This window comes from Fundidesulfovibrio putealis DSM 16056 (genome assembly GCF_000429325.1).
In the GTDB taxonomy this organism is placed as follows: Bacteria; Desulfobacterota; Desulfovibrionia; order Desulfovibrionales; family Desulfovibrionaceae; genus Fundidesulfovibrio; species Fundidesulfovibrio putealis.
Genome location: NZ_AUBQ01000022.1, coordinates 1 through 24,181, shown reverse-complemented (window position 1 = coordinate 24,181; position 24,181 = coordinate 1). Strand labels below are relative to the sequence as shown.

23 protein-coding genes and 1 riboswitch are annotated in these 24,181 nt (G+C 52.9%); of the genes, 17 read left to right on the top strand and 6 right to left on the bottom strand.

Annotation, left to right across the window (positions count from 1 at the left end):
* Positions 1-248 (bottom strand): transposase family protein (locus G453_RS27395; RefSeq protein WP_169725355.1); only part of this gene is annotated, 248 nt, incomplete at its 3' end.
* 555 nt (positions 249-803) lie between these two features.
* Here G453_RS27395 and G453_RS0116425 point away from each other — a divergent pair.
* The 5 genes from G453_RS0116425 (at position 804) to G453_RS0116405 (ending at position 3,765) form a co-directional block, all read left to right on the top strand.
* A complete protein-coding gene (locus tag G453_RS0116425; protein ID WP_027191925.1) occupies positions 804-1,838 on the top strand; it encodes a PDDEXK nuclease domain-containing protein in 1,035 nt (344 codons plus the stop codon).
* Between the two features lie 16 nt (positions 1,839-1,854).
* On the top strand, positions 1,855-2,643 hold the full coding sequence (locus G453_RS0116420; RefSeq protein ID WP_027191924.1) for a Fic family protein: 789 nt from the start codon (positions 1,855-1,857) through the stop codon (positions 2,641-2,643).
* 9 nt (positions 2,644-2,652) lie between these two features.
* Positions 2,653-2,877 (top strand): Fic family protein, encoded by a 225-nt coding sequence (locus G453_RS28890; protein ID WP_328285410.1) that lies wholly within the window; start codon positions 2,653-2,655, stop codon positions 2,875-2,877.
* Between the two features lie 153 nt (positions 2,878-3,030).
* Positions 3,031-3,483, top strand: a complete 453-nt coding sequence (locus G453_RS28625; RefSeq protein WP_205620079.1) for a hypothetical protein — start codon at positions 3,031-3,033, stop codon at positions 3,481-3,483.
* 9 nt (positions 3,484-3,492) lie between these two features.
* Positions 3,493-3,765: a hypothetical protein gene (locus tag G453_RS0116405; protein WP_027191922.1), complete on the top strand. Its 273-nt coding sequence runs from the start codon at positions 3,493-3,495 to the stop codon at positions 3,763-3,765.
* On the opposite strand, the gene G453_RS24725 is transcribed toward G453_RS0116405, so the two are convergent.
* The gene (locus G453_RS24725) at positions 3,752-5,005 is read right to left on the bottom strand and encodes a tyrosine-type recombinase/integrase (RefSeq protein WP_043646209.1); all 1,254 of its coding nucleotides are present in this window, start codon (positions 5,003-5,005) and stop codon (positions 3,752-3,754) included. The genes G453_RS0116405 and G453_RS24725 overlap by 14 nt on opposite strands.
* 786 nt (positions 5,006-5,791) lie before the next feature.
* Here G453_RS24725 and G453_RS28885 point away from each other — a divergent pair.
* Complete coding sequence (locus tag G453_RS28885) at positions 5,792-6,295, top strand: hypothetical protein (protein ID WP_235731788.1); 504 nt, start codon at positions 5,792-5,794, stop codon at positions 6,293-6,295.
* A gap of 919 nt (positions 6,296-7,214) precedes the next feature.
* On the opposite strand, the gene G453_RS0116390 is transcribed toward G453_RS28885, so the two are convergent.
* Together G453_RS0116390 and mgtA are read right to left on the bottom strand one after the other, a co-directional pair.
* On the bottom strand, positions 7,215-7,925 hold the full coding sequence (locus G453_RS0116390; RefSeq protein WP_027191920.1) for an MgtC/SapB family protein: 711 nt from the start codon (positions 7,923-7,925) through the stop codon (positions 7,215-7,217).
* A gap of 192 nt (positions 7,926-8,117) precedes the next feature.
* Entirely contained in the window at positions 8,118-10,895 is a 2,778-nt protein-coding gene (gene mgtA, locus G453_RS0116385; RefSeq protein WP_084502453.1) for a magnesium-translocating P-type ATPase, read from the bottom strand.
* A gap of 498 nt (positions 10,896-11,393) precedes the next feature.
* A riboswitch (M-box (ykoK) riboswitch) is annotated at positions 11,394-11,570 on the bottom strand.
* A gap of 508 nt (positions 11,571-12,078) precedes the next feature.
* Here mgtA and G453_RS0116380 point away from each other — a divergent pair.
* Positions 12,079-12,408: a plasmid mobilization protein gene (locus G453_RS0116380; protein WP_027191918.1), complete on the top strand. Its 330-nt coding sequence runs from the start codon at positions 12,079-12,081 to the stop codon at positions 12,406-12,408.
* A gap of 12 nt (positions 12,409-12,420) precedes the next feature.
* Positions 12,421-14,061, top strand: coding sequence for a TraI/MobA(P) family conjugative relaxase (traI, locus tag G453_RS0116375; protein WP_027191917.1), 1,641 nt, complete (start codon positions 12,421-12,423; stop codon positions 14,059-14,061).
* Between the two features lie 234 nt (positions 14,062-14,295).
* Here traI and G453_RS24720 read toward each other — a convergent pair whose 3' ends face one another.
* Together G453_RS24720 and G453_RS24715 are read right to left on the bottom strand one after the other, a co-directional pair.
* Entirely contained in the window at positions 14,296-15,705 is a 1,410-nt protein-coding gene (locus tag G453_RS24720; RefSeq protein ID WP_051272533.1) for a sigma-54-dependent transcriptional regulator, read from the bottom strand.
* 9 nt (positions 15,706-15,714) lie between these two features.
* Positions 15,715-17,508, bottom strand: a complete 1,794-nt coding sequence (locus tag G453_RS24715; protein ID WP_084502451.1) for an ATP-binding protein — start codon at positions 17,506-17,508, stop codon at positions 15,715-15,717.
* 382 nt (positions 17,509-17,890) lie between these two features.
* Here G453_RS24715 and G453_RS29050 point away from each other — a divergent pair, with 382 nt between their 5' ends.
* The 9 genes from G453_RS29050 (at position 17,891) to G453_RS26610 (ending at position 23,656) form a co-directional block, all read left to right on the top strand.
* The gene (locus G453_RS29050) at positions 17,891-18,124 is read left to right on the top strand and encodes an SHOCT domain-containing protein (protein ID WP_043646199.1); all 234 of its coding nucleotides are present in this window, start codon (positions 17,891-17,893) and stop codon (positions 18,122-18,124) included.
* Between the two features lie 358 nt (positions 18,125-18,482).
* Entirely contained in the window at positions 18,483-18,986 is a 504-nt protein-coding gene (locus G453_RS28135) for a hypothetical protein (RefSeq protein ID WP_156920987.1), read from the top strand.
* A 34-nt stretch (positions 18,987-19,020) separates the two neighbouring features.
* On the top strand, positions 19,021-19,626 hold the full coding sequence (locus tag G453_RS28130) for a hypothetical protein (RefSeq protein WP_156920986.1): 606 nt from the start codon (positions 19,021-19,023) through the stop codon (positions 19,624-19,626).
* An 82-nt stretch (positions 19,627-19,708) separates the two neighbouring features.
* Complete coding sequence (gene flgB / locus G453_RS0116355; protein ID WP_027191916.1) at positions 19,709-20,110, top strand: flagellar basal body rod protein FlgB; 402 nt, start codon at positions 19,709-19,711, stop codon at positions 20,108-20,110.
* A 50-nt stretch (positions 20,111-20,160) separates the two neighbouring features.
* A complete protein-coding gene (locus G453_RS0116350; protein ID WP_084502447.1) occupies positions 20,161-20,457 on the top strand; it encodes a TFIIB-type zinc ribbon-containing protein in 297 nt (98 codons plus the stop codon).
* Positions 20,458-20,478: 21 nt separating this feature from the next.
* The gene (locus G453_RS27390) at positions 20,479-21,450 is read left to right on the top strand and encodes a cation diffusion facilitator family transporter (RefSeq protein ID WP_084502444.1); all 972 of its coding nucleotides are present in this window, start codon (positions 20,479-20,481) and stop codon (positions 21,448-21,450) included.
* Positions 21,451-21,844: 394 nt separating this feature from the next.
* Entirely contained in the window at positions 21,845-22,471 is a 627-nt protein-coding gene (locus G453_RS27385; RefSeq protein ID WP_084502442.1) for a UPF0149 family protein, read from the top strand.
* A gap of 220 nt (positions 22,472-22,691) precedes the next feature.
* On the top strand, positions 22,692-23,291 hold the full coding sequence (locus tag G453_RS0116345; RefSeq protein ID WP_051272531.1) for a DUF4337 domain-containing protein: 600 nt from the start codon (positions 22,692-22,694) through the stop codon (positions 23,289-23,291).
* Between the two features lie 164 nt (positions 23,292-23,455).
* Complete coding sequence (locus G453_RS26610; RefSeq protein WP_156920984.1) at positions 23,456-23,656, top strand: DDE-type integrase/transposase/recombinase; 201 nt, start codon at positions 23,456-23,458, stop codon at positions 23,654-23,656.
* The last annotated feature ends 525 nt before the right edge of the window (positions 23,657-24,181 follow it).

The following is a 24,181-nucleotide window of genomic DNA, read 5'->3' as shown; positions in this document are numbered from 1 at the left end:
ACTCGGGGCACCCGGGCTTTGATAAGGCAGTGATGCTGGAAGAAGTTGAGATGACGCCAGCTGAACTCCGCGAAATCATGGGCCTTACAAGTCGCACCGCACGCCGGGCAAGGGTAGCGCTCACCTCTCGCGGCCTCGACCTCAAGGCGAAGCTCGCTTGGCTGCTTTGCAAGGTCCAGGGACTGGCCCACGACTCGCCAGGGCGCTGTGAGGCCAAGACCCAACGTCAGTAAATCGTTAGCATCCACGGCATCTTACCTCCTGGGAAAGGGCAGAAGCTACGATGCGTCAGGAAGTAGAGTCAAGAAAGCTGATTTCCACGTCTCGCGTCGAGGAACCAGTAATACATAACGTTTCCTTGGGGAGACCGCACAATTATTTGATTCGTGGCATTGACGTGACTGTTGTCATTTGTTCTGCTTCAAAGACCGCTTCCGGGCGTAAGCCCTCTTGCTGACCCTTCGCATCTCTCGTCAAGGGTCTGGAGGACGTCATCCGGGGTATACGGAGGCAGGACAGTTCAGCCATTGCCTTGACGACATGTTGGTAGCTGGAAGCGCATCGCATCCTGATGTCCGACTTTGCTTGGAGGCAATTGATGCCCACAGAGCCGAGCCTGAAGAAGCGTCAGTGACATGAAAAGCAGACCATTGCCAACTGGCGGTAAAGCTCGATAGCACTCTGGGAATCGATGGACGACCTCTTGAGTTGCTTGAGAGCCACACAGACCATTCACCCGGCGCAGGACAAATGGCCAAGTCCACCGGCGGGCAACGGTCGCAATATTTAAAGCGGACGACACCATGAGCGAACTGGATAAGAATCATCCTGGCCCGGACTACACGCACCTTCTCATCGAGGTTAAAGAGCGCGTCCGTTCGGCGCAGTATGCCGCGCTGAAAGCGGTCAATACCGAGCTGGTCGGGCTCTACTGGGACATCGGGCGGATGATCGTGGAACGGCAGAGAAACGCCGAACATGGCACAGCCATCGCCGAACAGTTGTCCAATGACCTGCGGACGGAGTTTCCTGGAGTCAGCGGTTTTTCCCGGCGCAATGTTTTCTATATGCGGGAGTTTTACCTTCTTTATCGCGACGACAAGCGAGTGCAACCACTGGTTGCACAAATCGGCTGGACTCATAATCTGGTGATATTCCAGGGCTGCAAAGATCCGCTGGAGCGGGAGTTCTACATCCGCATGACCCGCAAGTTCGGCTGGTCGAAAAACGTGCTCATCCACCAGATCGGGAATCAGAGCTACGAAAAATCCCTGCTCGGCCAGACCAATTTCGACCAGGCGCTGAAGCCGGAGCTTCGCGCCCAGGCCAAGTTGGCGGTGAAGGACGAATACACCTTCGATTTTCTGGAGCTGGGAGAAGAGCACAGCGAGCGTGAGCTGGAACGGGCGCTCATCACCCGGATCGAGGACTTCCTGCGGACCATGGGCGGCATGTTCGCCTTCATGGGCAGCCAGTACCGGCTGGAGGTGGCGGGCGATGAATACTTCATCGACATGTTGCTGTTCCATCGACGGCTGAAGGCGCTGGTGGCCATCGAACTGAAAATAGGCAAGTTCATGCCGGAGTTCGTCGGCAAGATGCAGTTCTATCTGGCTGCGCTGGATCGGCTGGTCCGGCAGGAGGACGAGAACCCCTCCATCGGCATCATCCTCTGCAAGGAGAAGAACCGCACCGTGGTGGAGTATGCCCTGCACGACGCCCGAAAGCCCATCGGCGTGGCGACCTACGAAACAACCCGCACCCTGCCGAAAGAACTGAAAGGTCAACTGCCCCAGCCTGAAGAGATCGCGGCCCTGCTGGAGGGGATTGAGCAATGAGTGATAAGGTGGCGTCATGAGCCCGCAATACAAGCCGCCTTACTCCATCACGTCTGCCGTGGTGAAACTGATCGCCGAGATCAGCGAGGCCCTCGGACGGATGACCGTGCTCGCCGACCAGTGCAGGGCGTTGCGGCTTCGACGCATCAACCGCATCCGTACCATTCACGGCTCTCTGGCTATCGAGGGCAATACCCTAAGTGAGGCGCAGGTCACCGCCATCCTGGATGGGAAGAAGGTGATCGCCCCGCCCCGTGAGGTGCAGGAGGTGAAAAACGCCCTGGCCGCCTACGATCGTTTCGATACCTGGCGGCCCGAGGCGGAAAAGGACCTGCTGGAAGCGCATCGCATCCTGATGTCCGGCTTGGTTGACGAAGCTGGCATGTACCGGCGCGGTGGCGTGGGAGTCATGGCCAGGAAGGAGGTGATCCACATGGCTCCCCCGGCGGCTCGGGTTCCGATACTGATGGTCGACCTGTTCAACTGGCTTGCGGCCACCGATGCCCATCCGCTCATCGCCAGTTCGGTCTTCCACTACGAATTTGAATTCATCCACCCCTTTGCCGACGGCAACGGTCGCATGGGGCGGTTGTGGCAGAGCCTGATTCTGGCCAGCTGGAATCCCTTGTTTGCCGACATCTCGGTGGAAAGCCTGATCTTCGAGCACCAGGCCGAGTATTATCAGGCCTTGCGAGCGAGCACTCGCCAGAGCGACTCCGCGCCCTTCATCGCCTTTATGCTTCGAATGCTCCTGGACACGGTGGCTACCTCCGCCCCCCAAGTCACGCCCCAAGTTACCCCCTAAGTCGGCGGCCTGCTGACGGCGATGCAAGGAGAGATGAGCCGCGAGGCGCTGCAAGCCGCCCTCGGCCTGCTGGATCGCAAATCCTTCCGCGAACGCTACCTCAAACCGGCCCTGGCCGACGGTTTGATCGAAATGACCATCCCAGGCAAACCCAATAGCCGCCTGCAGCAATACCGCCTGACAGACAAGGGCAGACAGTGGCTGTTTCAGCATACCGAAGATGACTTGAGGTGAAACAAGAGCTGCCCTGGTTGAATGGCCTGGGCTTGTCGAGTGCGAAGTGTGCAGCCAAGTCTGGAGGTTGGACACCCTCAAAACCAAACACAACTTGGAAAGAGACCGAGGCCAGCCCTTGACAAGTAGAAAGAATTTCTTTCCGGTGGGTGCGTGGACGATTTCTCATCACTTTTAGAACGCTGCTTTGTCTCGCTTGTCGACGAGCGGGCCGACGCCCGTGGGTGGGGCAAGGGGGAGTTCGCCCAGAAGGTCTGGCCCCGGGACAACCCGAAATCCGCCGCCACGAAGTGGGCAGCCATACGCAGCCGATCCACCAATACAGGCAAACCTCAAGGCGTGCTCATCTCCGATGCCCAGCGCATGGCCGACGTCCTTGGTGAAGATCTGACCTATCTGCTCGCCGTGGCCAAAGAGATGGTCAGGAAGTCCAAACCAGCCCTCCTGAATTCCTCGAACAACTCGTGTTTAATGGCGAATCACCCGCGGGCACCGGAAAGTATTTCCGGGCCTTGTGTTTCTCAAGAAATTCTTGCAAAGACAACCTCGTTCTCCCTGGCGCTGACGATCAGGCTCAGCGTTCCGGATGCCAAACCATCAAAATGAGGGTCCCTTGTGAGAAATTCGAGAAAACTGAGTCCAGAGGAAGAAGAGTTCATCAGCACGCTCGTGTCGAGTCTGCCCCCGGTCATCGCCCGCAAGGAGGTCAAACGCTACCTGGGAGGGATGATAGCGTCCCAGACCCTCTGCAATGCGGATTCCGCCGGAGTGGGGCCGCAGGTCGCCTACCGCGTGGGGCGGGTGGTCACCTACAGGACGGAGTCCCTGGTCAGGTGGATCGTGGAACGGTTCGGGGTTGTCCGCCTTGCAAGCCTCAAGACCCTGTAGCACCGTTGGCAGGACGCAGATTGTGTACGGCTGCCCTGGTGGCGTCGGGAATCAGATGGGCGTAGCGCATGGTCATGGTGATGGTCTTGTGCCGCATCAAGGTCTTGATGCGATAGATGTCCGTTCCGGCTATGGCCAGCCAGGAGGCAAAGGTGTGGCGCAAGGTGTGAAAGACCACCTTGTGCCGCGCGTCTTTCACGTGGGTGTTGAACCCGAGCCTAGTGACAAGCTCCGCGAAGCGATGGGTGAGGGAACTGCGTTCCTTCCCGCCCTTCGGCGGTGTCAGGACCAGACAGCCTGGAACCTTTCGGACTCCATTCCCGCTGGCATTCTCGGAGCAGGATGCGGCGTCCAGGCGTTCCCGAAGTACCGTTTCCACATCGGCATTAATGAAGACCTTGCCTCCGGGCTTCCGGCTTTGCTCCTCCCTCACGGTGATGACGCCGTGGGTGAGGTCCACGTCGACCCATTCAAGGCGCAGTATTTCCCCAAGGCGCATGCCCGTATTCATGGCCAGGACGATGGCGGCGTGCAGGTCGGACTGTCCCGAGGCGTGGGCGGCCTGGATCAGTGCGTCGGCCTCGTCGTAGGAGAGAAAGCGCTCTCGGGCGTTCTTGGGCTTGGGCAGGGCCACTCCCTCCAGAGGGCTCTGCCCGGAGAAGATGGCCACGCCCTCCACTTCCGTCACCCTGGCCATGTTGTAGGCCCGGCGCAGGACGGCCATGTAGTGCAGGGCCGTGGACTCGGACGCGCCGTCCTGCCGCAGGAAGTCCAGGAAGGCCCGGATGTCGTCCCGGGTGACGGCGGCAAGGGGGAAATGGCCCAGGCGGGGGATGATCTTCCGGACCCGGCCGTCGTCATCACGCCAGGTACGTTTGCTGCGCTTGGCCTCGGGCATGTAGTGGTTCGTGAGGAAGTAGGAAACCGTCATTCCCTGCACGCTCAAGCGGCGGGCTTCCTGGGCTTCGGCCTCCCGCTGGGCGTCGCCCTCGGCCCGGAGGTCGGCGAGACTCTGGGGGCCGGAACCGGTCTTGATGTTCTTTTTGATGCGCGCGAGCACCCCATGGGCCTTCTCCGCGTTCCAGCCCTCGGAGGCCCATCCGAGCCCTTCCTCGCAGTCCTTGTAATTGATGTAGTAGCGGATGCTGAAGTAGCGATCCGGCTTGCCGCTATGACGACGGCTGCCATGTTCCCGAAATCTGACGCCGGGGTAGGGCGTGCGGTTCCAACGCGCTTTCATGGTCCCGGAATAGTCCCGGAACAAATCCCGGTCAAGGGACTACCCGGTAAGGATACACAGGGTCAAATGCCTTATATAATTGGATGTAGTATGACTAGGTATGATGGTAGAACCCCTCTGAATCTGCTTCGTAATCAGCAGGTCAGGGGTTCGAGTCCCCTCGCTGGCTCCAGTAAAATCAAGGCCTTACGCCTATATGGGCGTAAGGCCTTCGCTGTTTTTGCTAACGTATTGCGAACTAGGTTCGCAACGACCAGCCCCTCCAAACACCAAATCTTGCCCTGATTCCGCATGTTGTCCTGAAGGCGACGGTGGAGTTTCCTATGGAAAAGCAGAAAGCGAACGCCTCACCCGCCAAGATGTTTCGTTCGCTTCCGCTGAAATCTGGACACTCAACTGTCCGAACAGTTTTTTTCATATGGCGCTGGCTGCCATATGTCAAATCCTGCTCGGGCACTCCCATCATTGGTGCCCTGGATGTCGTCGGCAGTAGGGCACTCCCGAGAAAGCGCATTGGTCAGGCAGCCGGGAGGCAACCGGTGCGGGCATGACCCCGTCAGTCCTTTGCTAACTCCTGCTAACCCGATCCGCAAAGGCAAGGGAGGTCTGCCACGCATACTATCTCTGGCGGCCGAGCGCACGAAGGCTTGGTACGCTCATCCTGGAAAATGCCCCCCGCTTCTGCAAGCAGGCGGTAGGCGGACACGAAGCGAGCGCCGCGAGGCCTGCCTTGTCGTTCTGGAAACACTTCTGTCGCACCTCGATCTGGCTTCCCTGGCCTTGGGCGTGCCGACGCTGGCCAACGGTTTCATCGACATCGACATGAAGATCATCGTCAGGGGCTCAGGGCTTGGCCAACGCCGTTGTGAACGCGCCATCGGGCAGTTGAAGCAAGCCGGGTTCATGCAAGTGACCCAGCCCAGGGGCAGGAGCGACGAAGGGAGATACTTCGGATGCCGAGCCATCCGGATCATCACTTCATCTTTGTTCGAGTGGCTTGGCCTCGGGCCAATGCTGCGGCGTGAACAGGCCAGGGCATTGGAGACACTACGCCGCAAGGCTCGGAAAGCCAACCGCAAGTTCGCCGACTTCATGCGTCGAGTCACATCTGGATTCAAATTCAGGCCCGCCTTCGCGCCCGGCGGCAGGGCTACGGAGCAGCGAGTGATCGAATGGAACCAGACATGGGCGGTGCACGTCAGGGCGGGTCTTGATCCACGAGAGGCCCAGAGGCGAACAAATGAGGCCCTGGGATATCCGTCCGTGTACAGCCCGGGGCAGAAACAGTAAGGATCAGCGCCGGAATTCAGCTGGACCATGAAAGCCCGCACACGCGGGCTTTCACTTCTACGTCCGAATACTCACCCCATCAGGCCTGCCAGAGGCATTGGATGATGCTGCCATCGAATCTCGGCGTGTTCCGTCGGAGTATGGCCAGCCATTGGATCAGTCCTTTGCTGAAATATGTGTCGCATGGTCGGACGGCATGTGTCGCGCATAAATTCCAAAAGGCAAGAATAAAGAGGAGTCATTCATGGATCTGACCTGCTCGCATCATGTCGACCAAGAGCCAGGGTAATGTCAACGCCATCGGTGTGAAAGAACTGTAGCTCAGCCTAATTCGTACTTGATTCGCGAGCAACATCAGCAAATTATGCAGATACGGGAAGACATGAAATTCCATGAATGGACACGCGTGTTACAACTATTTACTCGCCCATCCGCAGTATAGCAGCCACAGGAGACGCTAGTTCATTAATGATGAATTGCCAGGGCTCATTCAGTGTGGCGAAGCGCTAAATATTAAGCCTTGCTTTAATATGAGCTAGCACAGTAATATTAATGCAAACAAGGAGTAGCCCTGCCAGTGCACCGCATCTTAAATAAGTAAATAATGGTTCATCGAATCTTTCAAGCGCGACAGAAACGATCAAGATAGATATAAGGAGCGCTACAGTGACAAGCGAAAGAATCTTTACTGTTTTACGCATGTCGTTCGATAGCGTAGAAGTTGTTTTTCCGCAGCTATACAGCCTAAATTTGCTCTTACTCATTGAACGCTCTCAATTGGGATAAGACTGCTCGGGGAACTCCCTGCATAATAAGTTCCCCACCTGGGATAGGCAAGCATCGCCACGGGCCTGTTGTTAAACCGCCGACAGATATGCCTTGTCCCGACTTGCTCTGCACGTTAAACTCGGCATCAATCTCATTCTTCCAAAGCAGGGTTATCGGAATCCAAGACCTCCCAACGAATTGCGCTCACGCCACCCTCCAGGCTCAGACGTGATACTGCTTGCTCTAGAATCTGGTCACAGCTTCCTTCGCAATAAAGTTCTGCTCTCACCTCGATCTTCTGGGGATTGAGCTGGTCCTCGCTGTGCAGCGAGCGGAGTCGCAGCGACGAATTGTTTAAGATCTGCAGGAGCAGGGAGCGGATATGCTGCTCACTCTCCGAGGTGCATATAGCCCAGATTTTGTACCTGACGATCTGTTCGGTGTACCCTTGGGGCTGTTTGTTGATGGTCCTGGCCACCGGGCGCAGCAGGATATTGGCTGCCAGAATCGCGGCGGCCCCGCAAGCGGCAAATAGGGTGGCCCCTGAGCCCGCCAGAGTGCCTACGGCGGCGGCGCTCCATAATGTGGCGGCGGTGTTCAACCCCCTAATGCTCAGCCCCTCACGCATGATGACGCCCGCGCCAAGAAAACCGATTCCCGAGACAACTTGGGCGGCTATGCGGGTTTGGCTCATTTCATGGTCGGACAGGTACGACAAGGCAACGAACATGGCGGCTCCAGTGGAAACGAGCGCGTTCGTGCGCAGTCCGGCCATGCGCTGCCGCCATTGACGTTCAAACCCGATGGCCGCGCCAAGCAACAAGGCGATCCCTATTCGAGTAATAAATTCCATAATGGACATGTCAATCTCGTTCCAAAGGCATGCTGAGGATCAAAGAAAGACACTGGGTCGAAACTGCAAGCGATATGGTAAAACCCAATGCCACTCGCAATGACCAAAACAGGACCCAGCAACTTTTTGTTTATAGACCCATTTTTAAATGACGGGAGCCTCCAGCCAACAAGACTCCCATCATTTACTGAATTGATTAGTTTAACGTGTCGCTCTGCTCTTTATCCATCCAGTGTCGAGCTTCCTCACCAGCCAAGTTTTCAGCAGCTGGGTGAGGGTCAAGTAGCAGAAGAGGATGGGCACCAGGAACAGCCAATACGTGTTCGGCAGCGCCACCAGCCCAAGCGACCCAGCAAAGGGCGAGAAGGGGAACCAGAGACCCAGACAACAGATGCCCAGGGTCGTCAGGGTCAGGGGGACGCTGGCCTTGCTTTGGAAGAAGGGAATCTTGTCCGTGCGGATGACGTGGACGATCAACGTCTGGGAGAGAAGTGATTCGATGAACCAGCCGGTCTGGAATAGGCTGGGATTGTCCCAGCAGTTGAAGGCATACAGCATCACGAAGAAGGTGGTGTAGTCGAACAGCGAACTGATGGGGCCCAGGGTGAGAATGTAGCCCTTGATGTCCTCGATGCGCCAGCGCCGGGGCCGCTTCAGGAAGTCCTCGTCCACGTTGTCCGTGGGCATGGCCGTCTGGGAGAAGTCGTACATCAGGTTGTTGACCAGTATCTGGATGGGCAGCATGGGCAGGAAGGGCAGGAAGGCGCTGGCCCCCAGCACGCTGAACATGTTGCCGAAGTTGGAGCTGGCCCCCATGCGGATGTACTTGGTGATGTTGCAGAAGACCTTGCGGCCCTCCAGCACGCCCTTCTCCAGCACGATCAGGCTCTTCTCCAGCAGGATGATGTCGGCGGACTCTTTGGCGATGTCCACAGCGCTGTCCACGGAGATGCCCACGTCGGCGGCCTTCAGGGCCGGGGCGTCGTTGATGCCGTCGCCCATGAAGCCGACCACATGGCCGTTCTTACGCAGGATGGTGACGATCCGCTCTTTCTGCAGGGGGTCGAGTTTGGCGAACACATGGTATTCTTCGACCTTAAGGGCCAGTTCCTCGTCGCTCATGGAGCCGACCTCATCGCCGGTGATAATGTGCCCGCCGTCATCCAGGCCCACCTGGGCGCAGATATTGGCCGTGATGATGGGGTTGTCGCCGGTGAGGATCTTGGGAGTGATGCCCATGTCCACCAGGATTCTGAGCGCCTCGGCCGCAGTCTCCTTGGGGGGGTCCAGGAAGCCCAGGTAGCCCATGAAGATCAGCTCGCTCTCGTCGGCCACGCTGAACTCCGAACGCGAGGCGTCGACCTCCTTGTAGGCTAGGCCCACTACGCGGAAGCCGTCCTCGTTAAGGTCGGTGACCAGGCGCTGCCGCTTCTCCAGGTGTTTGCCCTCCAGGGGCTTGAGCGCGCCCTCCTTCAGGTAGCGCACGGAGTGGTCGAAGACCTCCTCGGCCGCGCCCTTGCAGATGAGCAGGACCTTGCCGGTTTCGGTGTCTTTGACCACCACGCTCATGCGCCTGCGCTTGAAATCGAAAGGGATTTCGTCGATCTTTACATACTTGGCGGTGTTGATCTCGTGGCGCTGGGCGTCGTGGATCACCGCGTCGTCGATGGCGCTCTTGAGGCCCGTCTGGAAGAGGCTGTTGACGCAGGCGTATTCCAAGACGCTGTCGTCCTCATCGCCGCTCACGTTCAGGTGCAACTGCAGGATGATCTTGTCCTGGGTCAGGGTGCCGGTTTTGTCGGTGCACAGGACGTCGATGGCTCCAAAATTCTGGATGGATTCAAGGCGCTTGACGATGACCTTCTGCTTGGACATGGCCAACGCGCCCTTGGAGAGGCATACGGTCACCACCATGGGCAGCATTTCCGGGGTCAGACCCACGGCCACGGCCAGGGCGAACATGAAAGCCTCGGCCCAGTCGCTCTTGAAATACCCGTTCACCAGGAAGACGAAGGGCACCATGAAGGCCATGAAGCCGAGCATAAGCATGGTGAACTTCTTGATGCCCTTGTCGAAATCCGTCTCCACGCGTTTTTCGGCCAACTTGGCCGCGATGCCGCCGAAGTAGGTCTTTGTGCCGGTGGCCATGACCAAGGCTAGGCCGGAGCCGGATTCCACGTTGGTGCCCATGAAGCACATGCTGGGGTTGTCCAAGGTCAGTTCCTGGCCCGTGGGTTCCTCCACTGACATCTTTTCCACGGGCATAGCCTCGCCGGTGAGCGTGGCCTGGTTAACGTACAGGTCCTTGGCCTTGAGCAGTTGCACATCGGCCGGGATCATGTCCCCGGCGGACAGGCTGACGATATCCCCGGGCACCACCCCGGCCAGGGGAATCTCCTTGCGCACTCCATCACGCAGCACGGTGGCCGTGGTGTGAACCATGGCCTTTAATTGGGCGGCGGCGGTGTCGGCCTTGGACTCCTGGATGACCTTAAGGGCCACCCCGATCACGGCCATGGAGATAATCACAATGGTCGAGCGCATGTCGTCGGTGAGGAAAGCGACGGTTCCCAGCACCAGCAGGAGGATGACCAGGGGGTTCTTAACTGCGTCCCAGAGCCGGTTCAGGAAAGTGATCTTCTTTTCCTTAACGGTCTGGTTGGGGCCGAACTGCTCCAGGCGGAGTTCCGCCTCCTCGCTGGTGAGGCCGAGGATGGCCGGTTTTTCCCGCTCGACAGGAGCGGCCAAGCGCTTGGCCAGTTCGGAAATTTGCTCCCAGAGGGCTTCGAGGTGTTTGTACAGATCCCAGGGGGCGATTGTCTTCTTGCCAGCCATGGTGGCCAGGGTATGCGCCTTTTGGGCGAAATGCTCCACCTGCTGCGCGAATTCCTGCTCAGGGTCGAGCCGAAGATTTTCATCCTCGGTTTCTGCTTCCTTCGCGCCCTTTAGGCTCGTGAGGTCACGATCATCCTTCTGCATTGTCCTCTCCTCAACCCAGGCACTTGCACCTGGCTTTCGTAAAATCGACAGACGGCATGTCGCCAGTCGAAATCCGTTAGCTGCCACCCGTGTCATTTTGACGACAGGCGGACGCTCTGCTCTTGTATTGGCACGGGTCTAAACCGTATTCTCCAGGCCACGAAAGCACGTTCGCTGTCAGGAAAAAGGGCGCGGCCCGCGCTGGCCGGATGTACGGGAAAGAAGGGGGCGAAAGTATGGAGTTATCTCCTGCTCCGCATTCACGAGCCTGACCCATGAAAACGCGGCGGAACAAGAGACGATGCGAAGGAATCTATCGGCTCAAGGTGGCGTTTCGGGTGGGATTCGTGTCCTTTCCCTTGCTGCTAGGGGGCGGATCGTCTTTTCTTCGCATGCTCACCTGCCTGTTCATGGTTCTGCTTCCCAACAGAGAAAGGCTCCGCCCCGAAGGGAAAGAGCCTAGTGTGACTGCAAACAACGCAGTGATTTTGTGCCGGGCAATTTCCCCCTGGACCAAGCTTCAGCACCGCGAACCGTAAGAGGCCCAAAAGCCTCAGCCACATTAAATTGCCCCTTAATCCGGGGGAATCTGTTCTACCCGACACCAGCTTCTTTCGACGCTAACGGGGCAGTGGCCTGTGTGTTACGCGGGAGCCTCGCTTACCGGAGACGCTTTGCCCAATAGGCCAACAACTTGATGAAGTCAACCGGTCTTAACTCGTGCAAACTCGCTAACTTTCAAACGTAAATTAGCAAGCTGCCAGCCGCCACAAACCTAGCAGTACCGATACTCCCCTGCCATTTGCGACTGGAACGCCGATCAACTTCACGGGTAACTACGGTGAACAACACCCTCCGAAAGACATGGGGCTACAATCGGCGCACAGCGCTTGACGTGGACATACTGATTATAATGATAGCTTTGGGCTATGCTACCAGTGGAAGTCCGTTCATATTGCTTGATGTAACTTATTTGTTGAAATGTGTTAGTTGGTGTTGTTGCGTTTTGAAATTTCTTGAATTTTATTCAAAATGTTAGGGATCATCTCGTAAAGTGCTGTAAGATGTAATACTGAACAACTGAGTATGAAGGCAGGACAGGTGAGGTACTAGTACCTCACGTCCTGCCATGCGGGGCTCAAGCTTATTCGCCTCCGGCTCAACGCTTTGACTGAGGATCGAGATGCCGACCAAGAAAATGGCACTATGGTGCTACGTCAACACTGAGGAGCACGCCATTATCTCCGCCAACGCAGAGATGGCTGGCCTGTCCAGGTCCACTTACATAAAGCGTGTCTGCCTGGGACAGTCTACGCCAAGCCTTGAAAAGCAGCACGCCAGGCGCGAGTTGCTCAAGATCAACGCCGACCTCGGAAGGCTTGGGGGACTCTTCAAACTGTGCCTGTCGGAGAAGGACACTTCGATCCAGGCATTGCACATGGAGGTGCGGAGGGTGCTCAGGGAGATTGAGGCCCGGCAACGGGAACTGAAGGCTGCAATCGCTCGAATGTGAACTCTCGTTATTATGATCAGCCGTCGCGTCCCTCGGAAGCCGGAGAATGACGATTACCGGCGCTTGGCCCGTTACATTGCGGCAGCCGACCATCTGGGCGAGAAATCCCTGATGCACTGGTGCGCCGGTTGCCTGGCCGGAGACGATTACGCTTTGGGTATCCAGGAGGCCGTGGACACGCAGGCCATGAATACAAGGACCAGCAAGGAAAAGACTTACCATCTCATCGTGAGCTTTCGACCTGAGGATGAGGCACGACTGACGCCGGAGATGTTCATGGCCATCGAGGAAGAATTCGCCGAGACCCTTGGCTTTTCCGAGCACCAGCGCCATTGCGGCATTCACAAGAATACGAACAACCTCCACATGCACGTGGCCTACAACATGATCCACCCTGAGCGATTGACCCGCCATGAGCCATACCAAGACTTCATCGAGCGCGACTCGGTCTGCCGTGACCTGGAGCAGCGGTTCGGTCTAGCCATCGATAATGGGCGCGGAGTCGAGAAGGAGGCTCCGCAGCTGAATGATATTGCTGCCACCGTGGAGGCCCATACCGGCCAGCAATCCTTTGAGGGATACGCCAAGGAGCGGCGGGAACGTCTCCTGGATGCACTGGCTCAGGCAGCCGACTGGGAGCAGGTTCATGCTGCCTTCGCTGGATGCGGAATGGAGATCAAGCCACATGGCAACGGGCTGGTCATCAAGGACCGCAACGGAGACCTCGCCATCAAAGCCAGTCGCTTGGACCGGTCGCTGTCCTTGTCCAAGCTGACGAAGCACTTTGGAACTTACATCAGGCCGGGCCTGACCAAAGAGCACTATCTCGAAAGGGAGCGGTTCACGTCCAAGCCCTTGCACCGGGGGTCGGAACGCGGGGATTTGTATCGGGAGTACCAGCAGGGCATCGAGCCCCGGAAGATGATCATGGAGGAGTTGGCCAACCGTCAGGTGAAGGAGCTGGAAACCCACCGGGCAATCTGGAATCTGGAGCGGGAAATAATCAACCGTCAGTTTTTCGGACAGAATCGGTATGACCTCCTCAAGATCGCACGCTTAACGGAGATAGAGCAACGGCTCCAGATTCAGAAGAAGATCAGAGTCGAGCAGGAAAAGGCAAGGAAGGATACCCCCTACGCCTCCTGGACTGATTTCCTGCGCTGGAAGACAACCCTGGGGAACGAAACTGCCCTAGCCATCCTGCGCTCCAAAGGAGACTTGGTTGAGCCTGAGGCCACCCCAGGAGCATCCAACGTAAATCAGCGACAGGAGGTGCGCGAGAAGTGGATCGAAACGCAGCTTCACCTTGTTGCCGAACAAGCCGTAAGCCGTCGAGCCCGCCGAGGGCTCCTGGCCATAGCCAGGGCCCACGAACTAGCGGAACTGGAGAGCGTGGTTCCGAGAGCCAACAGGCTCTTCACGGGGTTCACCAGTTCGATCGACGCTAGTGGGACGGTGTTCATCCACCTTGCTAACGGTGGTATGATCCGGGACATGGGTAAGGAAGTCGCGTTCACTGCGCATGACGCGGCAACTAAGGAAGCTGCTCTACAATTTGTCAGATTAAAGTGGGGCAAGGCCATCAGGATGGAGGGTAATGTGATTCGGTTTAAGTCGAGGAATAAGCTGATAGAGTTTAACCTCGAACGATAATGTTGCATTTCTGCCCTATCAACCAGATTGATATCAATTTTGGAGCGCTTCGCAAGAAAGGTGCTCAACGCAAGAAACAACCTCCGAATTTTCCAGGGTCAATCGACACGACAAAACTCGGGAACGGGTACGGCGCTTTCGGCCTGCTTCAGAATACTCAGGATCTGACTATCGGATTAGCGGGACGTCAATCATGTGGATTCAGTTCCGGATTTACATCTTGAAGCTATATAGTTAATCGTGTTCAGCAGGCAAACCGCTCTCGATACGCGCCGATTCCGATTCTGCCGCAAATCGTTGTAACTTGGCGTGTAGAGTTTTTCTCGAAATACCCAATTTCCGGGCTGCTTCGCTCTTGTTGCCGTCTGCCGCCTCCAAGGCATTGAAAATGGCGTTCCGCTCAATGGCTTCCAGGGTCATATTGGAGAAGACCGGTTCTGGACAGTTGCCCTCGTTATTCGCCTTGGTAATCGCCGGGGGCAATTCTCGCTCGCTTATATACTCGCCCACCAAGAGCACCACGGCGCGCTCAACAGCATTCTCCAACTCGCGCACGTTACCCGGCCATGAGTATTTAAGCAGCCTATCCATAGCCCCGGGAGTGAAGCCCTTCACATGTTTGCTATTCTTGGCTGCAAACTTGTTCAGGAAATGTACAGCCAAGAGCGGAATGTCTTCCAGACGTTCCCGCAATGGGGGCAAAGCAAGCGCAACCACATTGAGGCGGTAGTAGAGGTCCTGCCGGAAACGGCCAGCCATTGCCTCCTCACTGAGTTTTCGATTGGTCGCCGCCAGGATGCGAACGTCCACCTTGAGGGTTTGGTCACCGCCTACACGCTGGATTTCTCGTTCCTGGATGACCCGTAAAAGTTTGACCTGCATGGACATTGGCATCTCCCCTATCTCATCAAGGAAGATAGTTCCTTTGTCCGCAACCAGAAAACGACCTTCCCGCCGTTTCTCCGCCCCAGTGAATGCTCCTTTCTCGTGTCCAAACAGTTCTGATTCCAAAAGAGTTTCAGTCAAGGCTGCGCAGTTCACCGCGACATAGGGACCTTTGCGACGTTGGCTGTTGGCATGGATGGCTTTGGCAACAAGCTCTTTGCCAGTGCCGGACTCACCCGTGACGAGCACGGTTGCCTCTGATGGAGCGATGGTGGCGAGCATTTCCTGAAGTTGGCGCATGGGGGTACTCTGACCAATGAAGCCGCCTGGGTCAAAAGAGGATGCAAGGGTGTCTTTCAACGCCTTGTTCTCGTGGCGCAGTGAGGCATGGTCTAGAGCGCGTTCCAGGGTAAGTCGGAGGTCGTCGAAATCCAGAGGTTTGGTAAGATAGTCGTAGGCTCCGGACTTGATGGCTTCCACTGCCGTTTCCACATTCGAATAGGCGGTCATAATAATTATGGGAATAGCCGGATTATAAGCCTTGATTTCGATAAGTGCCTTGATGCCCGACATCCCTGCCATACGCACATCCATGAGGATCAGGTCGAAAGGGCGTTCCTTACATAGAACAACAGCGGATTCGCCGTCTTCTACACCTTCCATTCTGTAGCCCCAATCCATGAGTAGCGTGAGCAGCATATTGCGATGCGCAGGGTCGTCGTCTACCACTAGGAGTGTAGACTTGGTTGGTTTTGCCATGGATATCTCCTACGCAGCCCTGACCAAGGGCAAAAGAATGGTGAACACTGATCCCTTACGGGGCAGACTCTCAACCTTGATCTCGCCACCGTGTCCTTCAACGATACGGTGAACAATGGCCAAGCCCAAGCCTGTGCCAGAGGGCTTCGTAGTGAAGTATGGGTTGAAGATGCCAGCGAGCACCTCCGGGGAGATGCCTTTGCCCGTGTCAGAAATCCGGATGCTGAGTCTGCCTGATTCACGGTCGATGGATGCGAAAACCTCCAATTCTCCGCCTTTATCCGTGGCTTGAATTGCATTAAGAAAAAGATTGAGTAGGGCCTGCGTTAACCGCTCGGCATCAACAAGAACGAGAGGAATCGAATCATTACGATGGAAATGCACTGTAATTATTTTGACTGACACGTCACAATCAGCAAGACGTAGAGCCCGTTCGATTATATCATTGATGTTTTCATTTCTGAGTCGCAAATCTCCAGGTCTCGCAAATTCTAACAGTTCCGAGACCACCCGGTTTAGGCGGTCCACCTCTTGTATCATCATTTTGGCGGCCTCTTTGTCTGCCCCTTCGCCTTTGATCTTTCCTGCCAAAAAAGTAGCGAACCCCTTGATTGAGCTTAATGGGTTGCGGATTTCGTGCGCTACTCCAGCTGCCAGGTTGCCCAGGGCCGTGAGCCGCTCGTTGCGCCTGACCTGATCCTGAAGGTTCTTCACCTCGCCGAGGTCGCGCATGATAAAGAGATGGCCAAGGAACAGGCCGTCTTCGTTGATGATTCTGGAAGCACTCAGACTAATGGGTGTCACCTTTCCACCACTTGCGACCAAGTTTTGCTCCTGTTCAAGCACAGCCCTATCCCTACTCAATGTCTCGACGACCGCGTTCCAGTCCAGCCCGCCCTTGTCGTAGATGGGACTCCCCATCAGCTCTTCTCGTTCCATCCCAAGCATTGATGCGACTGGGGCGTTGACCAGGGTGACCAACCCGTTGGTGTCACTGGTCAATAAACCCACCGGGAGGTTGATGACGACCTCAGACGCGAAGGCTTGAGTGTCCTGAAGCAAACGGCGTGAAAGGCGATAATTTTGCGCCCAAAACATCGAGACGAAACCTCCAAAGCCCAATAACACCACGAGTAACGCTATTACCACCGTGTTACGAAAATCCTCGGCGAGGGCTTCCTCGAAAGGTTTAACGTTCAACCCCACGAAGATTACTGGCCCGCCTTTTTGAAGCCAGTTATCTTCGTCAGGGTTGTGTGGTGCCGGAATGTCTGCCTTGCAGTCAGGACAGGCGTCTGAAGGCGAGTGCCATTTATCGTGGAGAATGCCGGGTTGGGGTGAGAAGTGTTTATACACCTCGAACACCTTGCCCGCTCGGGCCGTATTGGTGATACGCCATTTCTGAACGTTTGATTCATTGAGCTCGGCCATGGTCACTGAATCATGCATCTTTGTGCCAATCTGAGCCTTGTCACTATGAGCCAGTGTTAGGCCCTCCGAATCCGTTACAGCCATGTAAGTGATGCCCGGCTGTTTAGCTGTTTCCTCCAGTAGCGATTGAAGGTGATCGCTACCACCGCGAATATCCACCCAGGTTCTGGTTCCCGCTTCCAAAGCCCATATGAGGGCTTCTGCCCTATCCATGAGATTCTGGGACATCTGGTGTTTTTCGCGCTGAGTGTTTCGTATTGCGAGGACAGCGACGGCAAGCCCAAGAATCACAGCAAATCCAACCATTAACCATGGAGAGAGGTACAGTACTGTATTTTTTCGCGTCGGAACGCCAGAACGTAAAGTAGCCATAGGCCACCCCCAATTGCCGATGACAGGGTGTAACAATTTTACCCACAGCGCACAACCGACATGACACGTTATTACCCGTGCAGTGACTCTGGAAAATCAAGGATGTCAGATAATTAAATAATAAAAACAACAATATTGAGTAGTTATGTATAACCTACGAACTCGGCACGACCATTGCTTTGGGGTAAATAGTGTGGTTCATAAAACGAATATTAAAAGAAGAGTACATGGAACAATATTTATCTGCCTTACTTTGTGTCCTAATGCTGAGCACAATTAAGGGCTATTTGGTCAGTGGTGACACCGCTAGAAAATGTGTGGCTGTGTCACAGCAGGAGCCCCCAAATCACTTCAGACCAAGCTAGTCTGAGGACCTGCCATTATGTGGAATAGCGTCAATATTACCGATCAGAAGTGGCTTGATGGTTGGGCGGGGATTGCAGCCTTGGCTTTCCTGGCAATGGGGATTGGATTCGTGATTCGGTTCCTGCTTAAAAAGAATAGGTGCGGTAGACATGTAGCGGACAGGAGTGACTCGTTAAAGATTTTGAATACTAGGTTAGCTCGTGGTGAGATAAGCGACGAGGAATACAAATTGCTAAAAAAGGCATTGTAACAAAATAAATAATATTGTGAAAATTTCTTTGAAGTAGCTTTTAAATAGTAATGTATTGCCATTGACATACATAGTCTAACAAGGTTGTGCGGATGATTAAAGCAATGTTGAATATATGTGAAATTATCTGTTGCATGATAATAAATGTGAGCGCATTGCATATGTTTACAAAGGTTGTATGACGCCGATGTGGAAACAGAAAAATTATGGAACCTGTTCCGTGCATAAATAATGTCGCGCTTGGTGATTGCATGCCGCTGAAGTTTAGCGTTGTTGTGCCTATACATCCGCAAAGTATTCTTCTGCGGAATGGACATAAAAACCCAATAAATGGGCTAAGCATAGTAAGGAAAAGATAATGCGTTTAAGTTGGTATTTGCTAATAGTTGCTACTGTTTTAGTGCTTGGAAATGTTGATGCATTTTCAGCAGAGCAAGAAACTTGCAAAAAGTTTAGAATAGTATTTGAAGATAGTATATCTAAAAAGCTTGATGATGTGTATGTAAATGATGAAGTTGCAGGAGTAATTTCTTCATCGGAAAGCTCAAGAATTGACGCCAAAGAAATTCAAGTGTGTATAGATAGAAAATATGCTGGTAAATTTGAAATAAATTCAGTTTGTTATGTTTCTGGAAACAGAATTGTTGTTTATAATGCATGGTCTACCGGCATTGACCTGAAAGATGGAGAAGCTATAAAAGGGTTTACAAGTCGAATGAACCTTTACATATACGAGGCTAGAGAGCTTTCTGTCTTGATAAAGGACACAATTAGAGCCTTTGTGCTTGAATATGCAAACAAGTTTCTAGGAGAGAGTACTGTTTCAAAGGCCAAAGATGTATATGGAGTAATGGCGAAGTAGGCTTTCTAAAAGGTTCAAAGGTTGATAGATAGATATGACAATTCATAAATATCATATTGTTAGTGTGTTTGCATTCGTTGCTATCGGACTGTTTTTCGCAAGTCCTTCTTGCTTTGCGGATGAACAAGTAGGCCATGAGGAACGGCATGAAAGGCATACCATTTCAAAGAATGATCACAATGCCAGTAAAGATAAACATGGAGGTGATGTAGAGAAACATGGAGGTGAAGAAGCTGGGGTCGTTGCTGCAATTATTTTCATAGCAGCCAACCTGACTGTTTTTGTGAGTGTTACTAGGCGTTTGATCGTAAAATATTTCAATAAACCACTTTGGTTGATAAAAAAAATAATAACTTTTGATATAACTCAGAAACAATATTTACTTACTTTTCATTACTATTTGAATATTGTTGGAATTATTGTCGTTGCATGGCATTGGAATGGCGTGAAATGCGATAAATCAGTTCTACCTGAAGTTGGACTGATCGCATTGATGTCATTGGCAGTCCTAGGATTCATTGCAAAGTACAAGGTGTTGGGGGTTTGGCTACAAGGCATGGCAAAAAAAATTCATACTCAGCCACTTATTACAATTGGAATCATTGCCGTGCTAGCAGTCGGGCATGTTTTTGCTGACTAGTAATTGATTATAGTGCTATTTGTTAATGCTTAGAGGTTGTGGTTCTGCACCATTATTGCGCTATAAGTACGAGAGGTGGAGCATGCACATATTCACTAATGGAAACAAGCTGCTACAGAAGGTAGCTGACCTGCGTTTGCAGCAGCAGAATTTGATTTCGTCTAATATTGCGAATGTTAACAACCCTAACTACCGGCATAAAACTCTGGATTTTGAGAACCAATTGCGGGCTGCCTATCAGGCAACAAAAAGCCCACTTACCGTGACTGATCCAGATCATTTTAATAACTCAGAATATTCCGATGTAAAAGGAGCATTGGAAACTGAATTAAAGCCTCGCGTAATTCATGGCCAAGATGCCGTCGATCTAGACAAAGAAATGACGGAGATGGCACGCAACTCATTGCAGTTCAGCGCAATAATGACGTTGATCCAGAAAGACTTTTCTGGAAAAGCAAAATACCTAGAAGAATTTTCCAAGTAAAAGACTGTAACTCATATAGAAACATATAACTTTGCAAAATGGAGACGCTTATGAACTGTCCGCATTGTAATATTACGCTGGTTATGGCTGAAAGAAGCGGTGTTGAGATTGATTACTGCCCTCAATGCAGGGGTGTGTGGCTTGACAAAGGTGAACTTGACAAAATTATTGAAAAAGCTGCTCAGACAAGTTCTAGCCAAGTTGTATATGATCAGCCTCGAGCTGTTGCGCAGGAAATGTTTCAAGACAAATATTTCCATGACCATGGTGACCGGGGACACCGTGAAGACAAACATGGAAAGCACGGAAAAAAGAAGTCTTGGCTTGGAGACATTCTCGATTTTTAAGATCTGCCTTAGGAGCATATGATGTTGGAGATTGAAAAGTCGCAGCAGAATGCGATAAGGATTGCTTTTGCAGCGGGCATAGTAATCCTTATTGTTAAGTTTGCCGCGTATCTTATGACGGGTTCAACTGCTCTTCTGTCAGATGCATTAGAATCCATAATAAATGTTATCGCAAGTGCTTTTGCCATGTGGAGCATTCATATGGCAAAAGCTCCTCCCGATTCTAATCATCCTTATGGCCACGGAAAAATCGAGTACTTTTCCGCGTTATTCGAGGGTATTCTAATCATATTCGCAGCTGCTTGCATCATATACGCTGCGCTCCCTAAAGTATTTGCCCCTGAAAATCTGAGTCGCTTAGACTATGGCCTTTTGGTCTCTGTGCTGGCGTCAATAATGAATTTGGTCCTAGGGCTATTCCTTGTCCGGCGAGGAATTGAAACAAAATCTCTCACACTTGTTGCTGATGGTAAGCACGTCCTTACTGACGTTTACACAACGGCGGGTGTTTTGGTTGGTTTGTCCGTTGTTTGGATTACTAACTGGCTCTGGATGGATGGAGTCATTGCGTGTGTTGTCGCTCTTAACATCATATGGACTGGCTATGGATTGGTTAGGCAAGCAGTAAAGGGACTAATGAACGAGACGGATTATTCTTTAACTCGCGACATATGCGTGTTGCTAAATGATAAAAGACAGCCTGGATGGGTATCAGTTAAAAAACTACGCGCTTGGTCAGCAGGTCGTTTTATTCATGTCGATTTTTGCTTAGTCCTACCGCGCCAAATATCTTTTGAAGAATCGATGGGTATAATTAGTTTTATTGAAGATATTTTTAGAGAAAGATTTGATGGAGTTGCCGATGTCATAATTAAAACAGATATTTGTTCCGAAAATCTTTGCAAACATTGTCTATATACGGAATGTGCCTTCTCCAAGGCTGAAGGCGTTACTTCTCTTTGGGACGAAGCTACTCTTTGTTCGAAAGCATGATTGTGTAACTTCATACCTTGTGTTGGCACACGATACATTCCCTGTGTATTGTTGGTACGCTACTGCGCTGTCTCTACAAAAAAATTCCCTTGGAGGAGTTTTATGCCTAAAGTGATTCCTGACATGAATAGAATAAACTCAGGTCGTAACGATCAACTTAAAAGGAATTCATGTGGTGTCATGGTGAATGCCCTAAAAATCAGCGAGATACGCGATGCCCAATTGAAAAGTGGGTATTTCGATTGTTTTGGCAGGGCATCATCAGGCTATTGTGATCAATTGAGATGTACATATTACACCTATTGCATGGAAATGTCACGGGTAATACCAAGTGAAGATTGCTTTTAATCATTTAAGCTTGTTAATTGTTTTCAATCATCAAAAATGAGCTACTATGCAAACATTCTTTGACAAATATTTATCAGACGAGTTGATCGAGCTAGGAAATTACCTACAAACCATCCCTGAAGCGATGAGAATCGAAATGCTCGACGGGTTCTTGGCTGCTTTGGTATGCTCCCCTACGCAAGTAAGGCCAAGCACCTACCTCCCTTACATTTGGGGTGACAACCACGAATTCACCGACATGGAAGATGCTGTGAAATACCCCGGGTATATTTCTAACCATCGGAATGTCATTAATAGGCACCTCGCTTACGGGGCAGCATATCCCCCCGTGATCACTACGATCAAAAATGATAATTCAATTGGAAACGATTGGGCATTGGGCTTTATGCAGGGGGTGTATATCGGGGGTGACGCCTGGGAGGAATTGTTCTTGGATGGGCAGAACAGAGGAATATTCATCCCTATCCTGGAGCTTGTCCATGGACATGAATCCAAGCCCGGTATTCGTCCTCACCCTGTCTCGGAAAAGGAACGTGAACACATCTTGTCAAGGATTTCGTCTTCATTGCTCGGAACATACGAATATTTTTCAGGCCACCGGCGGAAACGCTCAGTTTCTTCATCTTCAAGATCACCATCCAGGAATGCTTCAAGAAGTAGGGCGCAAGAGTAGATGAGTGAACCTGGCTTGAGTGATTATGGGTTCAAATCAGGCAGGATTCTTTTAAATACTTGTTGTTTGTCTAAATATTTGCAATCGTGGTAAATCGCAGGTTACGAACCACATGTGAAATCCGCTTTCATAATATTTGTTGGCGGCACTTAAGACCTGCATTCCATTTTGATGACATCACCACTCAACCCAATAACTCAGTAAATTTTGGAGAGAGAAAATGGCTGAGATTGAAATACCTACCGGCGAGGAACTAACAGAAAGGATGAGTGACAGTACCGACAAACGGTTTTCAAAACGAGTAGCCATGCTTACCGCCATATACGCGGTATGCCTGTCTATTTGTGCTTTAGGTGGGGCTAACGCGGCAAAAGAAATGATGATGACCCAACAACAAGCTTCCAACCAATGGGCGTTCTACCAAGCTAAAGCGCAACGAGAACATATGTACCGCCTTGAACGCACCATCCTCGAGGCAGAACAGGCCGATCGAGAGGACAGGCAGCACCCGACTTCCAGAGATCGTTTTATAAAAATCATTGATCAGCTTTCCAGCGAGGAGAAACGTTTCGCTTCAGAGAAGCTCGACATCGAAACCAAGGCTAGAGCCTTTGAGCACGAACGCGATGTCAGTATGGCCAGAGACCCGTATTTCGACTACGCTGAGGTTATGTTGCAGCTTTCGATTATTCTAGCATCAGTATCCATTATTTCAGGATCACGGGCAGTGCTGAAACTGTCCCTCGCTGCGGCAGGGGTTGGGGCTTTGTTGGGATACAACGGATTCACACTTCTCATGAATCTCCCATTCCTCAGCTGAAGATGTTAAGTTTCTGAATAATCTGACGATCAGCTAGATATCCCTATTTCACTCCACTGGCCAACGGATAGTCGGAATTAATCTTTGAGTCAGTTGACTCTATAGCCAGGCCGGACGCCCAGCCAAGCCCATCCGGCTCATGGTCGGCCAGATGCTCAAACAAATTGAGAACCTCAGTGACGAGCGTTGGCTGGGTCTACGTGGTGATCGTGCTGGACTGGCACACCAAGAAGGTCGTTGGGCATTACGCCGGGTTGCAGGCCCGGGCCTGGCACTGGTTAGCCGCCCTGAACAATGCCGTGAATCGCCAGTTTCCCGAAGGGGCGAGTGGGGCGGCGCTCAACCTGATGTCCGACAACGGCTAGCCAGCCCACATCGGTGAGCTTCATGAAGGCGTGCCGGATCATGGGCGTCAATCAAGGCCTTCACCAGTTACTCGAACCCCAAAGGCAACGCGGACACGGAGCGCTTCATGCGCACACTCAAGGAAGCGCTGGTTTGGATCAACGAGTTCACGAGTCCGAGCGCGTTCCTGGAGGCTCTGGATCGCTGGATTGTCGGCGACCGCCCCTATGGGTCCATTCGATGTTCACCCAATGGAGCCACCGGATGTTCACCTAATGGAGCCACCCAGTGCTCACGCAATGGGGCCATTTGATGATCAGGTAATGGAGCCAGTCTAGCCTGGCCGAACCGGGTTTCGGACCTTCGAGATGCCACGTATTTCCGCCGGATTCACGAGCGGGAGGTACGCGGGATGTCCAATCGGAGGTTCGAGATGTTTGAATATCGCCATGCTCTTGTCCGGATGCGCCTTGGCGAATCGGACAGGCAGATAGCCAAGACACACCTCATGGGCCGCAGAAAGCTGGCCCAGGTCCGAGAGATAG